Raw genomic sequence first — 15,895 nt, 5'->3', positions numbered from 1 at the left:
GTTATAGATGGGACAGACAACCGTTACACAATTTGCCGGCGAACTTAAAATGTCGGCCTCCGTGTTGCTCGAGCAGTTGCAGAAGGCTGGCGTGGACAAGGCGCAGGAAACCGATCTGCTCTCCGAGCAGGACAAGACCCGCTTGCTGGACTTTCTCCGTCGCGCCCATGGCGATACGGCAGCAAAGTCCAAGATAACGCTGACGCGCAAGCAGACCAGCGAAATCAAGGCAACGGATTCCACCGGGCGTGCCCGTACCGTGCAGGTCGAAGTGCGTAAAAAGCGTACCTTCGTCAAGCGCGATGAAGTGCTGGTGCCTGAGTCTGCAACTGCGTCTGCTGGCGAAACTGCTGAGTCGGTTGTCGTTCCGGAAGTTGAAGAGATCGTCGCACAGGTAGAAGTTGAGCAGTTCGTCGAAGCGCCGGTCGTCGAGGCCGTTGCGCCAGTCGTCGAAGTCGTTCCCGAGCCCGAACCCGAGCCCGAACCCGAGCCTGCGCCGGAGCCCGAGCCCGAGCCTGTCGTTGAAGTGGTGCCTGAGCCCGTACCGGCTCCGGCTCCCGAGCCTGTTCCTGCGCCCGTCGCAGCGGCTCCGGCGAAGGTTGAAGCGAAGCCTGCAGCTCCGGTTCGTCGTGTTGTTGCCGGCTCGATTTTGAGTGCCGAAGAAAAAGCATCGCGGGAACGTGAGGCTCAGCGCCATTCCGAACTTCAGGCCCGTCAGATGGCCGATCTGAAGGAAAAGCAGGAGCGTGAGGCGCGTGCTCGTGCTGCCATGCAGCAGCGCGTGGAAGACGAAAAACAGCGTGTTGCCGCCGCCGAAAAGGCCAAGATTGAAGGCGAAGCTGCGCCCAAGGTCGGTACCCTGCACAAGCCTGCCAAGACCGAAGAAAAGGCGCCCCGCAAGGACGTCAAGAAGGCTGTTCCCACCAAGGAAGCGCCTGCGGATGCCAAGCGTCGCGGTGGCCTCAAGACCCGCGGCGATACGACCGGTGGTGCCGGTGGCTGGCGTGGTAATGGTCGTAGTGGTGGCCGCTCTGGCGGTCGTCATCAGGACACCACGAGTTTCGTGGCCCCGACCGAACCGATCGTGCGTGAAGTGCATGTGCCGGAAACCATCTCGGTGGCCGATCTGGCTCACAAGATGTCCGTCAAGGCCATCGAGCTGATCAAGGCCCTGATGAAGATGGGCTCCATGGTTACCATCAACCAGGTGCTGGACCAGGACACGGCGATGATTCTCGTCGAGGAAATGGGTCACAAGGCGGTTGCCGCCAAGCTGGACGATCCGGATGCCTTCCTTGAAGAAAACGTTGTGCACAAGGATGTGCCGCTGGAGCCGCGTGCTCCGGTGGTAACCGTCATGGGCCACGTCGACCACGGCAAGACCTCGCTGCTGGATTACATCCGGCGTGCCAAGGTGGCCTCCGGCGAAGCGGGTGGCATCACCCAGCACATCGGTGCCTACCACGTGGAAACCGAGCGCGGTATGGTGACCTTCCTCGATACCCCGGGTCACGAAGCCTTTACGGCGATGCGTGCCCGTGGTGCCAAGGCAACTGACTTGGTCGTTCTGGTGGTGGCTGCCGACGACGGCGTGATGCCCCAGACCAAGGAAGCTATCCACCACGCCAAGGCGGCCGGCGTGCCCCTGATCGTGGCGGTGAACAAGATCGACAAGCCGGGTGCCAACCCCGAGCGTGTTCGTCAGGAACTGATTACCGAAGGTGTTGTACCGGAAGCCTACGGTGGCGATGCCATGTTTGTCGAGGTTTCGGCCAAGACCGGCGCCGGTATCGACGATCTGCTCGAAGGTATCCTGCTGCAGGCGGAAATCCTGGAACTCACTGCGCCGCGCGAAAGCATGGCCAAGGGTCTGATCATCGAAGCCCGTCTCGACAAGGGTCGCGGCCCGGTTGCAACGCTGCTCGTTCAGTCCGGTACGCTCCGGCGTGGCGACGTGCTGCTGGCTGGTGCAACCTTTGGCCGTGTCCGGGCCATGCTCGACGAAAACGGCAAGCCGATCGACGAAGCGGGTCCGTCCATTCCGGTGGAAATTCTCGGCTTGTCCGAAGTTCCGGGCGCGGGTGACGAAGTCGTGGCGCTGGCCGACGAACGCAAGGCGCGTGAAATTGCGTTGTTCCGTCAGGGCAAGTTCCGTGATGTGAAGCTGGCTCGCCAGCAGGCTGCCAAGCTCGAAAGCATGTTTGAACAGATGGGCGAAGGCGAGATCAAGACGCTGCCGCTTATCATCAAGGCCGACGTGCAGGGTTCCCAGGAGGCGCTGGCTCATGCATTGGTCAAGCTGTCGAACGACGAAGTTCGGGTGCAGGTCATCCACGGCGGTGTCGGGGCCATCAGCGAGTCCGATGTGAACCTGGCGCAGGCCTCCGGTGCCGTGATCATCGGCTTCAACATCCGTGCCGATGCCAATGCCCGCAAGCTGTCCGAGACTTTTGGCGTCGATCTGCGCTACTACAACATCATTTACGATGCCGTGGATGAGGTGAAGAGTGCGCTGTCCGGCATGCTGGCGCCCGAAAAGCGTGAGCAGGTGCTTGGTCTGGTCGAGATTCGTCAGGTATTCACGATTTCCAAGATCGGTACCATCGCGGGTTGTTATGTCCTCGAAGGGATCGTCAAGCGCAATGCGCAGGTTCGTTTGCTGCGCAATCACGTGGTCATCCATACCGGCGAGCTCGAATCGCTCAAGCGCTTCAAGGACGACGTCAAGGAAGTCAAGTTTGGCTACGAGTGCGGTCTGCAGGTGAAGAACTTCAACGATCTCCAGGAAGGCGACCAGCTCGAAGTGTTCGAAATCCAGGAAATCGCGCGGACTCTGTAAGCCATGCCCAAGGAGTTTTCCCGTGGCCAGCGCGTGGCGGAGCAGGTCCGTCGCGAACTGGCGGAGCTGATCCGGCTCGAAGTCAAGGATCCCCGTGTCGGTTTCATTACTCTGACCGACGTGGAGATCACGCCGGATTACGCCCACGCCAAGGTGTTCTTCACCTCCATGACCGGCCAGGAGGGGCTCGCCGAAATCCAGCAAGGATTACGTCGAGCCAGCAGTTTCCTGCGCCGCGAACTGGGTAAGCGCATTCGTATCCACACTTTGCCCGAGCTGCATTTTCACTACGATCCGTCGGTGGAAACCGGCAACCGGATTTCTGCCTTGATCGACAAGGCTATCGAAGCTGATCGTCACCTTGCCGAGGAGGCGGGTGAAGTTGCTGATGATGTAAAGAAGGATCCGGATTCGGCTGTTTGATTTTCCGGCGACGCTTTTGCGTCGCCTTTTCAGGAAGTTTCCCGTTTGGCTCAAGCTCCCCAGCGTCGTGTGCAGCGGCGTGTCGTCGATGGCGTGCTGTTTCTCGATAAGCCTGTCGGTTTAAGTTCGAATCGCGCCCTGCAGAAAGCCAGGCGCCTGTTGAATGCTGCCAAGGGTGGCCATACGGGTACGCTGGATCCATTGGCCAGTGGCTTGTTGCCGCTCACCTTTGGCGAGGCGACGAAGTTCTCCCAGACCCTGCTTGATGCCGACAAGTCTTACGATGCGACGGTCTTGCTGGGGGTGACGACGACGACCGCGGATGCCGAAGGCGAGGTCCTGGAAACTTTGGCCGTCAATGTGTCCGATGCGGAGATCGAGGCGGCACTGGTGCGCCTGCGTGGCGAGATCGATCAGGTTCCGCCGATGTATTCGGCGCTCAAGCACCATGGCAAGGCGCTCTACGAGTATGCCCGTGCGGGTGTTGATATTCCACGTGAGCCGCGGCGCGTGACCATTCACCGTTTCGACTTGCTGAGTCGGAATGGGGACAGCCTGATGGTGAGGGTGGATTGCAGCAAGGGGACTTACGTACGCACGCTGGCCTCGGATCTCGGGGCTTTCCTCGGTTGTGGTGCCCATCTGACCGCTTTGCGGCGGACCAAGGTCGGGCCATTCACGCTGGAGGCGTCGATTTCGCTTGCCGACTTCGAGGCTTTGGAGGCTGACGACAGGGATGCCCGTCTGGCACCTGTCGATGCCTTGTTGGTGCACCTGGCTGTGCTTCAACTCGATGCAAATCAGACAAGGAGTTTCACCCACGGTCAGTCTGCGCAAGGCTTGAGCGGCGCGGTGGGTGAGATGTTTCGGGCCTATGACGGGGAGCGTTTCCTTGGCGTAGGGACCCTTGGGGACGGTGGGACGCTGGTGCCGATGCGCCTCGTAGCCACCGGTAATCAATGAAATGTCTTGAGTTATCCTGCGCCGGTTCGATATAATCGCGCGCTTCGCAAGGCTAAAACTAACCGAGTTAAACAATGGCAATCTCCACTGTACAAAAAGCGCAAATCGTTGGTGACTACCAGCGTGCCCAAGGCGATACCGGTTCCCCGGAAGTGCAAGTCGCTCTGCTGACCGCGCGCATCAACGATCTGACCGGCCACTTCAAGGCTAACGTCAAGGATCATCACTCCCGCCGTGGCCTGCTGATGATGGTTAGCCAGCGTCGCAAGCTCCTGGACTACCTGAAGCGCAAGAATGTCGACAGCTATCGTGAGCTGATCGGCCGTCTGGGTCTGCGCAAGTAAGCGGATAGAAGACGCTTCAGTACCGAACGTGACAACCCTGCCGCATTTTGCGCAGGTTTGATCATGGGCACAGCCGGTGTAAGTCCGTGAGGCTTCGCCGGCTTTGTCACATCTATGCGCCAGAGAAAACGGCGCTTTACCTCGGTTACGCGTGCGGTTGTTGTTTGCCGCCAACCGATTGAATGAAAGGACATCTTTTGCCTACCGCAATCAAGAAGAGTTTTACCTACGGCTCCCACACTGTAACCATGGAGACCGGCGAAGTCGCCCGTCAAGCCCATGGCGCAGTGCTTATCACCATGGACGACACCGTGGTGCTGGCGACCGTGGTGGCGGCGAAGAACGCCAAGCCGGGTCAGGATTTCTTCCCGCTGACTGTTGATTACGTTGAAAAATTTTACGCAGCCGGCCGTATCCCTGGTGGCTTCTTCAAGCGCGAAGGTCGTCCGACCGAGAAGGAAACGCTGACCTCCCGCCTGATCGACCGTCCGATCCGTCCGCTCTTCCCGGAAGGCTTCTACAACGAAGTGCAGGTCATCGCGCAGGTTGTGTCCCTGAATCCGGAAGTGGATGCCGACATCCCCGCGATGATCGCTGCCTCCGCTGCGCTGGCTATCGCCGGCATTCCGTTTGCTGGCCCGATCGGCGCCTGCCGCGTGGGTTTCGAGAACGGTGAGTACATCCTCAACCCGACTGCCACCCAGCTGCAGACCAGCAAGATGAACCTGGTGGTTGCCGGTACCGACACCGCCGTGCTGATGGTGGAATCCGAAGCCCTCGAACTGCCCGAAGATGTGATGCTGGGCGGCGTAGTGTTCGGCCACACCCAGATGCAGGCTGCCATCACCGCCATCAACGAACTGGTTGAGCTGGCTGGCAAGCCCGAGTGGGACTGGCAGGCTCCGGCCAAGAACGAGCCGCTGATCGCCCGCGTGACCGAGATCGCCGGTGCCAAGGTTGACGAAGCTTTCCGTATTACCGCCAAGCAGGCCCGTTCGCAGCAACTGTCGGCTATCGGCAAGGAAGTGCACGCCACGCTCGTCGCCGAAGGCATCGAGTTTGACGCCAACACCGTCAACAACATCATCTTCGATCTGGAAGCCAAGGTCGTTCGTGGTCGCATCCTGAGTGGCGAGCCCCGCATCGACGGTCGTGACACCCGTACCGTGCGCCCGATCGACATTCGTGTCGGCGTGCTGCCCCGTACCCACGGTTCCGCCCTGTTTACCCGTGGCGAAACCCAGGCGCTGGTGGTGACCACCCTTGGCACCGGCCGTGACGAGCAGATCATTGATGCGGTTGCCGGTGAATACCGCGAACGTTTCATGCTGCACTACAACTTCCCCCCGTTCTCCACCGGTGAATGTGGCCGTTTCGGTTCGCCGAAGCGTCGTGAAATCGGTCATGGCCGTCTGGCCAAGCGCGCCCTGCTGGGTGTGCTGCCGAGCAAGGAAGAGTTCAGCTACACCGTGCGTGTGGTATCCGAGATCACCGAATCCAACGGCTCCAGCTCGATGGCGTCCGTGTGTGGCGGTTCGCTGGCCATGATGGACGCGGGCGTTCCCCTGAGCTCGCCGGTGGCCGGTATCGCCATGGGCCTGATCAAGGATGGTGGCCGTTTTGCCGTGCTGACCGATATCCTCGGCGACGAAGATCACCTCGGCGACATGGACTTCAAGGTGGCCGGTACCGAAAACGGTGTGACCGCGCTGCAGATGGACATCAAGATCCTCGGCATCACCAAGGAAATCATGCAGGTTGCCCTGGCTCAGGCCAAGGAAGGTCGTCTGCACATCCTCGGCCTGATGAAGACCGCGCTGGAAGGTGCTCGTGACGAGGTTTCGACCTTCGCCCCGCGCATGATCACCCTGAAGATCAATCCGGAAAAGATCCGCGACGTGATCGGCAAGGGCGGCGCTGTCATCCGTGGTCTGCAGGAAGAAACCGGCACCATCATCGAAATCACCGATGATGGCAACGTGACCATTTCTTCCGTCAGCTCGGAAGGTGCCCAGGTCGCCAAGAAGCGCATCGAGGACATCACCGCTGAAGTGGAAGTCGGCAAGGTCTACGAAGGCCCGGTGCTGCGCATTCTCGATTTCGGCGCCATCATCAATATCATGCCGGGTCGTGACGGCCTGCTGCACGTCTCCCAGATCGCCAATGAGCGCGTCAATGCCGTGGCCGACTACCTTAAAGAAGGTCAGGTCGTTCGCGTCAAGGTGCTCGAGACCGACGAAAAGGGCCGCGTGCGCCTGTCGATGAAGGCTCTGCTGAACGAACAAGCCCAGTAATATTCAGGCTTCGGTTTCAGAAAAATGGGCGCTTCGGCGCCCATTTTCATTTATGGTTTGGGCTGGACGTCGAAAGGGCTGCGCCGGGGGAACCCGCGGGGCCTGTCGACATCAGAGCAGGACGCGGCCCATGCTGAGCCCGCATCAATCAGGACGATGACCCAGACCCATGCAGAACCTCAAGGATTCTTCGCTTTTCCGCTCACAGGCTTTCCTGGATGGCCAGTGGCGCGATGCCGACGACAAGACCCGCTTTTCTGTAAGCAATCCGGCGACCGGTGAATTGCTGGGCGAGGTACCCCGGATGGGGGGGGCCGAGACCGTTCGGGCTGTGGATGCTGCCAACGCTGCCTTGCCGGCCTGGCGCAGCTTGCTGGCACGGGAGCGGGCCGCCATTCTGCAGCGCTGGTATCACCTGATTCTTGCCAATGCCGACGATCTGGCACGGATGATGACCCTGGAGCAGGGCAAGCCGCTGATCGAGGCAAAAGGAGAGGTGGTCTATGCCGCGTCCTTCATCGAATGGTTTGCCGAAGAAGCCAAGCGCCTCTATGGCGACACGCTGCCGACCACCGGTGTGGATCGCCGCTTGATGGTGATTCGCCAGCCGATTGGTGTGTGTGCGGCGATCACGCCGTGGAATTTTCCGGCCGCGATGATTACCCGCAAGGTTGCCCCGGCGCTGGCTGCGGGTTGTACTGTGGTGGTCAAGCCGGCCGAGCAAACTCCGTTCACTGCGCTGGCACTGGCCGAGCTTGCCCAGCAGGCTGGCTTTCCGACGGGGGTCTTCAATGTGCTGACCGGCGATCCGGTGGCGATTGGCGGTGTGCTGACCGGCAGCCCGATTGTCCGCAAACTGTCTTTCACCGGCTCGACGGAGATCGGCCGGTTGTTGATGGCTCAGTGTGCGCCGACGATCAAGAAGCTGTCGCTGGAGCTGGGGGGAAATGCGCCCTTCATCGTTTTCGACGACGCGGATATCGATGCTGCGGTAGCCGGTGCGCTGGTTTCCAAGTATCGCAATGCGGGGCAGACTTGTGTCTGCGCCAACCGCTTGCTTGTTCAGGATTCGGTGTATGACGAGTTTGCGGCCAAGCTTGCCGAGGCGGTGAAGACCTTCTCCATCGGCAACGGGCTGGAGGCCGGTGTAAATGTCGGTCCGCTGATCGATGACGATGCGGTGCTGAAGGTGGAAGCGCATGTGGCCGACGCGCTGGCCAAAGGGGGGCGGGTACTTGTCGGCGGCAAGCGCCATGCAGCCGGCAAGTTGTTCTATGAGCCGACGGTGCTGGTGAATGTCACGCCGGACATGCGAGTTGCCCGCGAAGAAACTTTCGGTCCGGTGGCGCCGCTGTTTCGTTTCAAGACCGAAGATGAGGCCATTCAGATGGCCAACGATACCGAGTTCGGCCTGGCGGCTTACTTTTTTGCCCGCGATGTGGGGCGTGTCTTTCGTGTCGGTGAGGCGCTGGAGTACGGTATGGTCGGTATCAACACCGGCATCATTTCCAATGAAGTGTCGCCTTTTGGCGGCATCAAGCAGTCGGGCGTCGGGCGCGAGGGCTCCCGTTACGGCATCGACGAGTACCTTGAAATGAAATACCTGTGCATCGGAGGGATCGACAAGTGATGCGTCACGTTGGTGCCCTGACCCCTTCGCCCTGGGTGACGCGCTTTGCGTCGATGATTGCGGCGGGTGGCGAGGTTCTGGATTTTGCCTGCGGCAGCGGGCGTCATACCCGCTGGCTGGCCAGCAAGGGCTTCCGGATCGAAGCCGTGGATCAGGACGCGGTGGCGCTGGAGCTGCTCGCCGGCGTGCCCCACGTGGCGACCCGCGAGGCGGATCTCGAGGAGGGGCCATGGCCTTATGCGGGGCGACATTTCGACGGGATCATCGTCACCAACTACCTGTTTCGCCCGCGCCTGCCACTCCTGCTGACTGCGCTCAATCCGGGCGGCGTGCTGATCTACGAAACCTTCATGGTCGGCAACGAACGTTTCGGCAAGCCCAGCAATCCGGATTTTCTGTTGCGCTCCCACGAATTGTTCGAGCGGGTGGCTGACGCGTGTACGGTGATCGCCTATGAACAGGGCGAGGTTGTGGAGCCAAAGCCGGCGGTGGTTCAGCGTATTTGCGCCGTCAAGGGACACAACCCGTCGTTGCGTCTGCCCTGAACGATGGGGGTTTAGCGCAGCAGGGGTTTGAGTTGCTGCCAGATGGTGTCGAGGATGACCGGCTGGGCATCTGCGACGGGGTGGATGCCATCCTGCTGGAAGTAGTTCCGCTTGTCGGCAAAGCCTTCCATCATGAAGGGAACGAGGCGGGTCTTGTTGGCTTTGGCCAGATCCAGGAAGGCGTTCTCGAAGCGGCTTGTGTAGTCCGGCCCGTAGTTGGGCGGCATGCGCATGCCGATCAGCAGTACCTTTGCGCCGGCCTGCTTGCTGGCGTCGATCATGGCCTGCAGGTTGGCCGCCATGGCGCTTGCGGGAAGGCCGCGCAGACCGTCATTGGCGCCGAGTTCGATGATGACCACCGATGGCTTGTAGGCTTGCAGCGCGGCGGGTAAGCGGCTGCGGCCGCCAGCCGTGGTTTCGCCACTGATGCTGGCGTTTATCACCTTGTGGGGAAGTTTCGATTCGCCGATCCGCTGCTCCAGCAGTATCGGCCAGGCTTCGTTGGGACGCAGGCCGTAGCCGGCGGACAGGCTGTCGCCCCACACCAGGACGGTGCCGGCAAAAGCCGACGTGCCGGCGAGCATCAGGCTCGCCAGCACGAGGCGGAGAAGGGCGCGGATCGCCATCGCGATGGATCAGACGCTCAGCTTGTCGCCGCAGTGGCCCTGGATGAGCTGCAGCAGCGGGGGAAAGACCTTGGGCGTGCCGGCCACGACATTGCCGGAAGCGAGGTAGCCGGACTCGCCTGACAGATCGCTGACCAGGCCGCCCGCTTCACTGATCAGCAGGCTGCCTGCAGCCATGTCCCACGGCGACAGGCCGAATTCCCAGAAGGCGTCCAGGCGACCGGCGGCCACGTAGGCCAGATCGAGTGCAGCGGCACCCGGACGACGCAGGCCGGCAGTCTTCTGGGTCAGTTCCTTGAAGATTGCCAGGTAAGTGTCGATGTGGGAAAACTGGCGGTAGGGGAAGCCGGTGCCAACCAGTGCATCCTGCAGCTTGAGGCGCTTGGAGACGCGGATGCGACGGTCGTTGAGGAATGCGCCGGCGCCCTTGGAGGCGGTAAACAGCTCGTTGCGGTTCGGATCGAAGACGACGGCCTGTTCGACCACACCCCGGCGAGCCAGCGCGATGGAGATCGCGTACTGGGGAAAACCGTGGATGAAGTTGGTGGTGCCATCGAGCGGATCGATGATCCATTGGTATTCGGTGTCAGCCTCCGGGCCGGTCTCGCCGGACTCTTCTGCTAAAATGCTGTGGCTCGGATAGGCCTCACGGAGCACCTGGATGATGGCTTCTTCGGCAGCCCGATCCACTTCCGTCACAAAATCGTTGGGGGACTTGGTCTCGACGCGGAGCAAATCCAGGTCGAGCGAAGCCCGGTTAATGACGGTGGCGGCACGGCGTGCGGCCTTGATGGCGATGTTCAGAGTGGGATGCATGGGTGTCTGGCAAGGTCTGCCGGCCCGGGCATGAATGGCCCACCGGTCGACTCTAATTTGGAAAACCGCATATTTTAATATGAACCTCGATAACGCGCTTGAGCGCGTGCGTGTCGTTCTCTCCCGAACCAGTCATCCCGGCAATATCGGCGCAGCGGCAAGAGCCATGAAAACCATGGGTCTGTCGCATCTGGTGCTCGTCAATCCCCAGTCGTTTCCCGACCCGGTGGCTACCGCCCGGGCGGCCGGAGCTGACGATATCCTCGCCAATGCGCGGGTTGTCGGTACGCTCGCCGAGGCGCTGGAGGGTACGGTCTTCGCTGCGGCGATGACGGCCCGCCGGCGCGAAATGGCTGTGCCGATGAAGTGGGCGCGGGAGGCGGCGGGCGATCTCGTCCAGCTTGCGGCCAGTGGCGACGTGGCTTTGGTCTTCGGCAACGAGACCATGGGGCTTTCCAACGAGGATGTGGCCCTGTGCCACATGCCGGTGAAGGTACCGGTGAGCGAAACGTATTCGTCGCTCAATCTCGGCGCTGCGGTGCAACTGCTGTGCTACGAGCTGCGCATGGCCGCACTGGATCCCGGCAACGCACCGGCAACGGAATTTGAACCGGCAACCTTTGAGCAGATCGAAGGTTTTTATGCCCATCTGGATCGGGCAATTACCGCCAGCGGGTTTTTTAACCCGACCAACTCCAAGCGCTTGTGGCCCCGTTTGCGGCGTCTTTACGGGCGCATCCGGCTGGAAAAGGACGAAATCAACATTCTGCGAGGGATGCTGACGGCCTTTGAAAAGAAGTAGACTAAAATAGTCGGAAATAAAATCTGGCTCGTCCCTGCTGTGTACTGGCAGGCGGGCAGGCGCAAGTGCGCTTCAATTTCGGGGAGTTTCCTCTCATGTTCACTCGTCTGCGTGAAGACCTGGCCAACGTTCTCGAACGGGACCCGGCAGCACGCTCCAGGTGGGAAGTGCTCACCTGCTATCCCGGCATGCATGCCCTGTGGCTGCATCGCTTTGCCCACGCTGCGTGGATTCGCGGGTTTTACTGGGTGGGGCGTTTCACCAGCCACATCGGCCGGATGCTGACCGGTATCGAGATTCATCCGGGAGCTACTGTTGGTCGTCGCGTCTTCATCGATCACGGCATGGGTGTGGTCATTGGCGAAACTGCCGAAGTGGGCGATGACTGCACGATCTACCAGGGCGTGACCCTGGGCGGTACTTCCCTCTATCGGGGCGCCAAGCGTCACCCGACGCTCGGGCGTGGCGTGGTGATTGGTGCCGGGGCCAAGGTGCTGGGCGGTTTCGAGGTGGGGGACGGGGCCAAGGTCGGTTCCAACGCGGTGGTCGTCAAGCCGGTTCCGGCAGGGGCGACGGCGGTCGGCAACCCGGCACGGGTCATCGAAGCCGGCAAGGATGAAGCGGCCAAGGCGCGTGAAGCCAAGGCCGAGCAGATGGGTTTTACCGCCTATGGTGTGACCCGCGACCTGGATGATCCGGTGTCGAAGGCGCTCCACGGCCTGCTCGACCATGCTGTAGAAACCGACCGGCGGATTCGCGTGCTGGTCGATCAACTGGTGGCCGCCGGAATCTCGGTGGAAGGGGCTTTGAAGTCGGAGGATGCCTTCGACCCGCAGGGCCTCGGCAAGATGGTCGATTGAGCGCTGGCGCGCTTTGGGCAGGCTGCGAAATAGTTGATTGATTTGGTCGGGTTTGATATTGTTGAGTGAATTGTTCAACTATTCATTTACCAGCCCCCGGGAGCCGACATGAGACTCACCACCAAAGGTCGTTTTGCTGTAACGGCAATGATCGATCTGGCGCTTCGCTGTGCGGACGGGCCGGTAACGCTGGCAGGCATTGCCGACCGTCAGCGGATTTCACTTTCCTACCTTGAGCAGTTGTTCGGCAAGCTCCGCCGTTTCGAGCTGGTGAGCAGCGTGCGCGGCCCGGGGGGCGGTTATGCCCTGGCCCGGAACATGGGCTCGATCACGGTGGCGGACATCATTGCGGCGGTGGATGAACCCCTTGATGCAACCTCCTGCGGTGGCAAGGAAAACTGTCTCGACGAGCATCGCTGCATGACTCACGATTTGTGGACCAACCTCAACCGCCGCATGTATGAATACCTGCATTCGGTGACGCTGGGGAGCCTGGTGGAGCAGCAGCGGCAAAAGGTGGGACAGGTTTCGATACTGCACGACGAACGTTCGCCGACGGCCTGCCGGTCTGGCAGCAAGCTGCCCCTGACGGCCTGATTCACGCGGAGAATAGTCGTGTTTGCCCCGGTTTACCTCGATTACAACGCCACAACGCCCCTCGATCCGGCGGTGCGTGAGGCGATGTTGCCGTGGTTTCGGGATCGCTTCGGCAATGCGTCGAGTCGCCACGAATACGGCCGGGCGGCCCGCAAGGCCATCGACGAGGCCCGGGGACAGGTGGCGGCGGCGGTGAATGCCCACCCTACCGAGGTGATTTTCACCAGCGGGGGGTCGGAGGCGAACAACCTGTTTCTCAAGGGCGCCGCGGCCACCATGAGGCCGGGCCTGGTGGTCGTCAGTGCCATCGAGCATCCCTGCGTCAGGGAGCCGGCCCGGCAACTGCTTAAAAGCGGCTGGCGCCTTGAAGAAATCCGCGTTGATGGGGCTGGGCGGATTAATCCGCAGGCGTTTGAAGGTTTGCTGGCAGAGAAGCCGCGCTTGGTGTCTGTCATGCTCGCCAACAACGAGACGGGCGTCATCCAGAATGTGGCTGCCCTTGCAGCAGGGGTTCGCGCCAGGGGTGGCTGGATGCACTGCGATGCGGTGCAGGCCCTCGGCAAGATGAAAGTGGATTTTCGGGCGCTGGGTGTGCATGGCCTTACCCTGTCGTCCCACAAGATTTATGGCCCGATCGGGGCCGGTGCCCTGATCGTGGACAAGCGGGTGGAGCTGGCGCCCCTTGTTGCCGGCGGCGGGCAGGAGCGGAATCTGCGTTCCGGTACCGAAAACGTGATGGCAATTGTCGGATTCGGCAAGGCTTGCGAACTGGCCGCTGCGCAAGTTGAAGAGCGGGCGCTGCATCTGGCCGGGCTGCGGCAGCGACTGGAGGCCGGCCTGCGGCAGATGGATGCACGGATTTTTTCGGTAGATGCCCTGCGTCTGCCGAACACGAGTTTTTTCGCTATTCCCGGTGTGGATGGCGACACCCTGGTCGGCAAGCTGGACCGGGCGGGTTTTGCGGTGGCGAGCGGTTCGGCCTGCTCCAGTGCCAACCCGGAACCTTCCCACACGCTGCTGGCGATGGGGGTGGAAAGCAGTCTGGCCCGCGCAGCGGTTCGCATGAGCCTCGGTTCTGCCAGTACGCAGCAGGATGTGGATGGATTTTTGACGGCGCTCGGCGAGAATCTCGCGAGCCTCCGAACCCTGACCGCCATGACGGTCTAAGTTGTTGGAACGACTTAATTTTTGCAGCACGGAGAAGATGAAGATGCTCAAGTTTCCGATCTACCTCGATTACTCCGCGACCACGCCGGTAGATCCCCGCGTGGCGGAGAAGATGATTCCGTACCTGACGGAACTGTTCGGCAACCCGGCATCCCGCAGCCACGCCTTTGGCTGGACGGCGGAAAAGGCGGTCGAAGAGGCGCGGGAAGATGTCGCCGCGCTGGTGGGCGCCGATCCGAAGGAGATCATCTGGACCTCCGGCGCGACCGAGTCGAACAATCTGGCCATCAAGGGTGCGGCCCATTTTTACTCGGGCAAGGGCAAGCACATCATTACCCTGAAGACCGAGCACAAGGCGGTGCTGGACACCGTTCGCGAGCTCGAACGGCAGGGGTTCGAGGCGACCTATCTGGACGTGCAGGAAAATGGCCTGGTGGATCTGGAAGCCCTGAAGGCAGCCATCCGTCCGGACACCGTGGTCATTTCGGTGATGTTCGTGAACAACGAAGTCGGCGTGGTCCAGCCGATCGCCGAGATTGGCGAGCTGTGCCGCGAGAAGGGCATCATTTTCCACGTGGATGCGGCCCAGGCTACCGGCAAGGTCGACATCGACCTGTCGAAGCTGAAGGTGGACCTGATGTCCTTCAGCGCCCACAAAACCTACGGCCCGAAGGGTATCGGTGCCCTCTACGTGCGGCGCAAGCCGCGTGTCCGCCTGGAAGCCCAGATGCACGGCGGTGGCCACGAGCGTGGCCTGCGTTCCGGCACGCTGGCAACGCACCAGATCGTCGGCATGGGCGAAGCCTTCCGCCTGGCTCGCGTGGAAATGGCCGAGGAGAACCAGCGCGTCCGCGAACTGCGCGACCGCCTGCTGGCCGGCTTGTCCACTATCGAGGAAACCTTTGTTAACGGGGACATGGAGCACCGTGTGCCCCACAACCTGAACATCAGCTTTGCCTATGTGGAAGGTGAATCCCTGATCATGGCGATCAAGGATATTGCCGTGTCCAGCGGTTCGGCCTGCACCTCGGCCAGCCTCGAGCCGTCCTATGTGTTGCGCGCCCTTGGCCGCAACGACGAACTGGCCCACAGCTCCATCCGTTTCACCATCGGCCGCTTCACGACGGTCGAGGAAATCGACTTCACAATTGAATTGTTGCAGCGCAAGATCGGAAAGCTCCGCGAACTGTCGCCCCTGTGGGACATGTTCAAGGAAGGCGTTGATCTCGATAGCGTGCAATGGGCAGCGCACTGACAGGAGAACGAAAATGGCATATAGCGAAAAGGTTCTGGACCACTACGAAAATCCCCGCAACGTCGGCGCTTTCAAGAAGGAAGATGACGGCGTGGGTACCGGCATGGTCGGCGCACCGGCCTGTGGCGACGTAATGAAGTTGCAGATCAAGGTGGGCAAGGATGGCATCATCGAAGATGCCAAGTTCAAGACCTACGGCTGTGGCTCCGCCATTGCGTCGAGCTCGCTGGTCACCGAATGGGTGAAGGGCAAGACCCTCGACCAGGCGCTGGAAATCAAGAACACCGCCATCGCCGAAGAACTGGCCCTGCCGCCGGTGAAGATCCACTGCTCGATTCTGGCTGAAGATGCCATCAAGGCGGCGGTCGAGGATTACAAGAAAAAGCACAACAGCTGAAAGGAACGCGATCATGGCAGTGACCCTGTCCGACAAGGCAGCAACGCATATCGGTAACTTCATCGCCAAGCGCGGCAAGGGCGTCGGCATTCGCCTTGGCGTGCGTACTTCGGGCTGTTCCGGGATGGCCTACAAGCTGGAGTTTGCCGACGAGGTGCTGCCGGAAGACGTGGTTTTCGAATCCCACGGACTGAAGGTAATGATCGACCCGAAGAGCCTGCCTTACATGGACGGCACCGAGCTGGATTTTGTCCGTGAAGGCTTGAACGAGGGTTTCAAGTTCAACAATCCGAACGTGAAGGATCAGTGCGGTTGCGGCGAAAGCTTTACCGTCTGA

16 protein-coding genes are annotated in these 15,895 nt (G+C 61.0%); 14 read left to right on the top strand and 2 right to left on the bottom strand.

The genetic code is table 11. The annotated features are described in order from the left end of the window. Window positions 1-7: 7 nt before the first annotated feature. The 7 genes from infB to ETQ85_RS18585 all read left to right on the top strand — a co-directional run bounded on the left by infB (window position 8) and on the right by ETQ85_RS18585 (window position 9,038). Entirely contained in the window at window positions 8-2,839 is a 2,832-nt protein-coding gene (gene infB / locus ETQ85_RS18615) for a translation initiation factor IF-2 (protein WP_148580582.1), read from the top strand. 3 nt (window positions 2,840-2,842) lie between these two features. After that, entirely contained in the window at window positions 2,843-3,262 is a 420-nt protein-coding gene (rbfA, locus tag ETQ85_RS18610; RefSeq protein ID WP_148580581.1) for a 30S ribosome-binding factor RbfA, read from the top strand. A gap of 45 nt (window positions 3,263-3,307) precedes the next feature. Next, entirely contained in the window at window positions 3,308-4,225 is a 918-nt protein-coding gene (truB, locus tag ETQ85_RS18605) for a tRNA pseudouridine(55) synthase TruB (RefSeq protein WP_148580580.1), read from the top strand. 74 nt (window positions 4,226-4,299) lie between these two features. Next, window positions 4,300-4,569 (top strand): 30S ribosomal protein S15, encoded by a 270-nt coding sequence (gene rpsO, locus ETQ85_RS18600; protein ID WP_148580579.1) that lies wholly within the window; start codon window positions 4,300-4,302, stop codon window positions 4,567-4,569. Window positions 4,570-4,766: 197 nt separating this feature from the next. Then, window positions 4,767-6,863: a polyribonucleotide nucleotidyltransferase gene (gene pnp, locus ETQ85_RS18595; RefSeq protein ID WP_148580578.1), complete on the top strand. Its 2,097-nt coding sequence runs from the start codon at window positions 4,767-4,769 to the stop codon at window positions 6,861-6,863. A 169-nt stretch (window positions 6,864-7,032) separates the two neighbouring features. Further along, window positions 7,033-8,493: an NADP-dependent succinate-semialdehyde dehydrogenase gene (gabD, locus tag ETQ85_RS18590; RefSeq protein ID WP_148580577.1), complete on the top strand. Its 1,461-nt coding sequence runs from the start codon at window positions 7,033-7,035 to the stop codon at window positions 8,491-8,493. Next, a complete protein-coding gene (locus ETQ85_RS18585) occupies window positions 8,493-9,038 on the top strand; it encodes a class I SAM-dependent methyltransferase (RefSeq protein ID WP_148580576.1) in 546 nt (181 codons plus the stop codon). The genes gabD and ETQ85_RS18585 overlap by 1 nt, the downstream gene beginning before the upstream one ends. 11 nt (window positions 9,039-9,049) lie before the next feature. Here the strand turns inward: ETQ85_RS18585 and ETQ85_RS18580 are convergent, their stop codons facing one another. Together ETQ85_RS18580 and ETQ85_RS18575 are read right to left on the bottom strand one after the other, a co-directional pair. After that, a complete protein-coding gene (locus ETQ85_RS18580) occupies window positions 9,050-9,664 on the bottom strand; it encodes an arylesterase (protein WP_148580575.1) in 615 nt (204 codons plus the stop codon). Between the two features lie 9 nt (window positions 9,665-9,673). Then, a complete protein-coding gene (locus ETQ85_RS18575) occupies window positions 9,674-10,480 on the bottom strand; it encodes an inositol monophosphatase family protein (RefSeq protein WP_148580574.1) in 807 nt (268 codons plus the stop codon). 79 nt (window positions 10,481-10,559) lie between these two features. On the opposite strand from ETQ85_RS18575, the gene ETQ85_RS18570 reads away from it, so the two are divergent. From ETQ85_RS18570 to iscA, 7 genes are all read left to right on the top strand, one after another. Beyond that, window positions 10,560-11,282: an RNA methyltransferase gene (locus tag ETQ85_RS18570; protein WP_148580613.1), complete on the top strand. Its 723-nt coding sequence runs from the start codon at window positions 10,560-10,562 to the stop codon at window positions 11,280-11,282. A gap of 95 nt (window positions 11,283-11,377) precedes the next feature. After that, complete coding sequence (gene cysE, locus ETQ85_RS18565) at window positions 11,378-12,142, top strand: serine O-acetyltransferase (RefSeq protein ID WP_148580573.1); 765 nt, start codon at window positions 11,378-11,380, stop codon at window positions 12,140-12,142. Window positions 12,143-12,250: 108 nt separating this feature from the next. After that, on the top strand, window positions 12,251-12,739 hold the full coding sequence (gene iscR / locus ETQ85_RS18560) for a Fe-S cluster assembly transcriptional regulator IscR (RefSeq protein ID WP_148580572.1): 489 nt from the start codon (window positions 12,251-12,253) through the stop codon (window positions 12,737-12,739). An 18-nt stretch (window positions 12,740-12,757) separates the two neighbouring features. Further along, entirely contained in the window at window positions 12,758-13,906 is a 1,149-nt protein-coding gene (locus ETQ85_RS18555; protein ID WP_148580571.1) for a cysteine desulfurase family protein, read from the top strand. Between the two features lie 43 nt (window positions 13,907-13,949). Next, the gene (locus ETQ85_RS18550; protein WP_148580612.1) at window positions 13,950-15,161 is read left to right on the top strand and encodes an IscS subfamily cysteine desulfurase; all 1,212 of its coding nucleotides are present in this window, start codon (window positions 13,950-13,952) and stop codon (window positions 15,159-15,161) included. A gap of 13 nt (window positions 15,162-15,174) precedes the next feature. Continuing rightward, window positions 15,175-15,558, top strand: coding sequence for a Fe-S cluster assembly scaffold IscU (gene iscU, locus ETQ85_RS18545; RefSeq protein WP_148580570.1), 384 nt, complete (start codon window positions 15,175-15,177; stop codon window positions 15,556-15,558). Window positions 15,559-15,571: 13 nt separating this feature from the next. Continuing rightward, complete coding sequence (iscA, locus tag ETQ85_RS18540) at window positions 15,572-15,895, top strand: iron-sulfur cluster assembly protein IscA (protein WP_148580569.1); 324 nt, start codon at window positions 15,572-15,574, stop codon at window positions 15,893-15,895.

It is taken from the genome of Zoogloea oleivorans (assembly GCF_008107625.1).
Taxonomy (GTDB): Bacteria; Pseudomonadota; Gammaproteobacteria; order Burkholderiales; family Rhodocyclaceae; genus Zoogloea; species Zoogloea oleivorans.
This window is presented reverse-complemented; position numbering and strand designations above follow the sequence as displayed.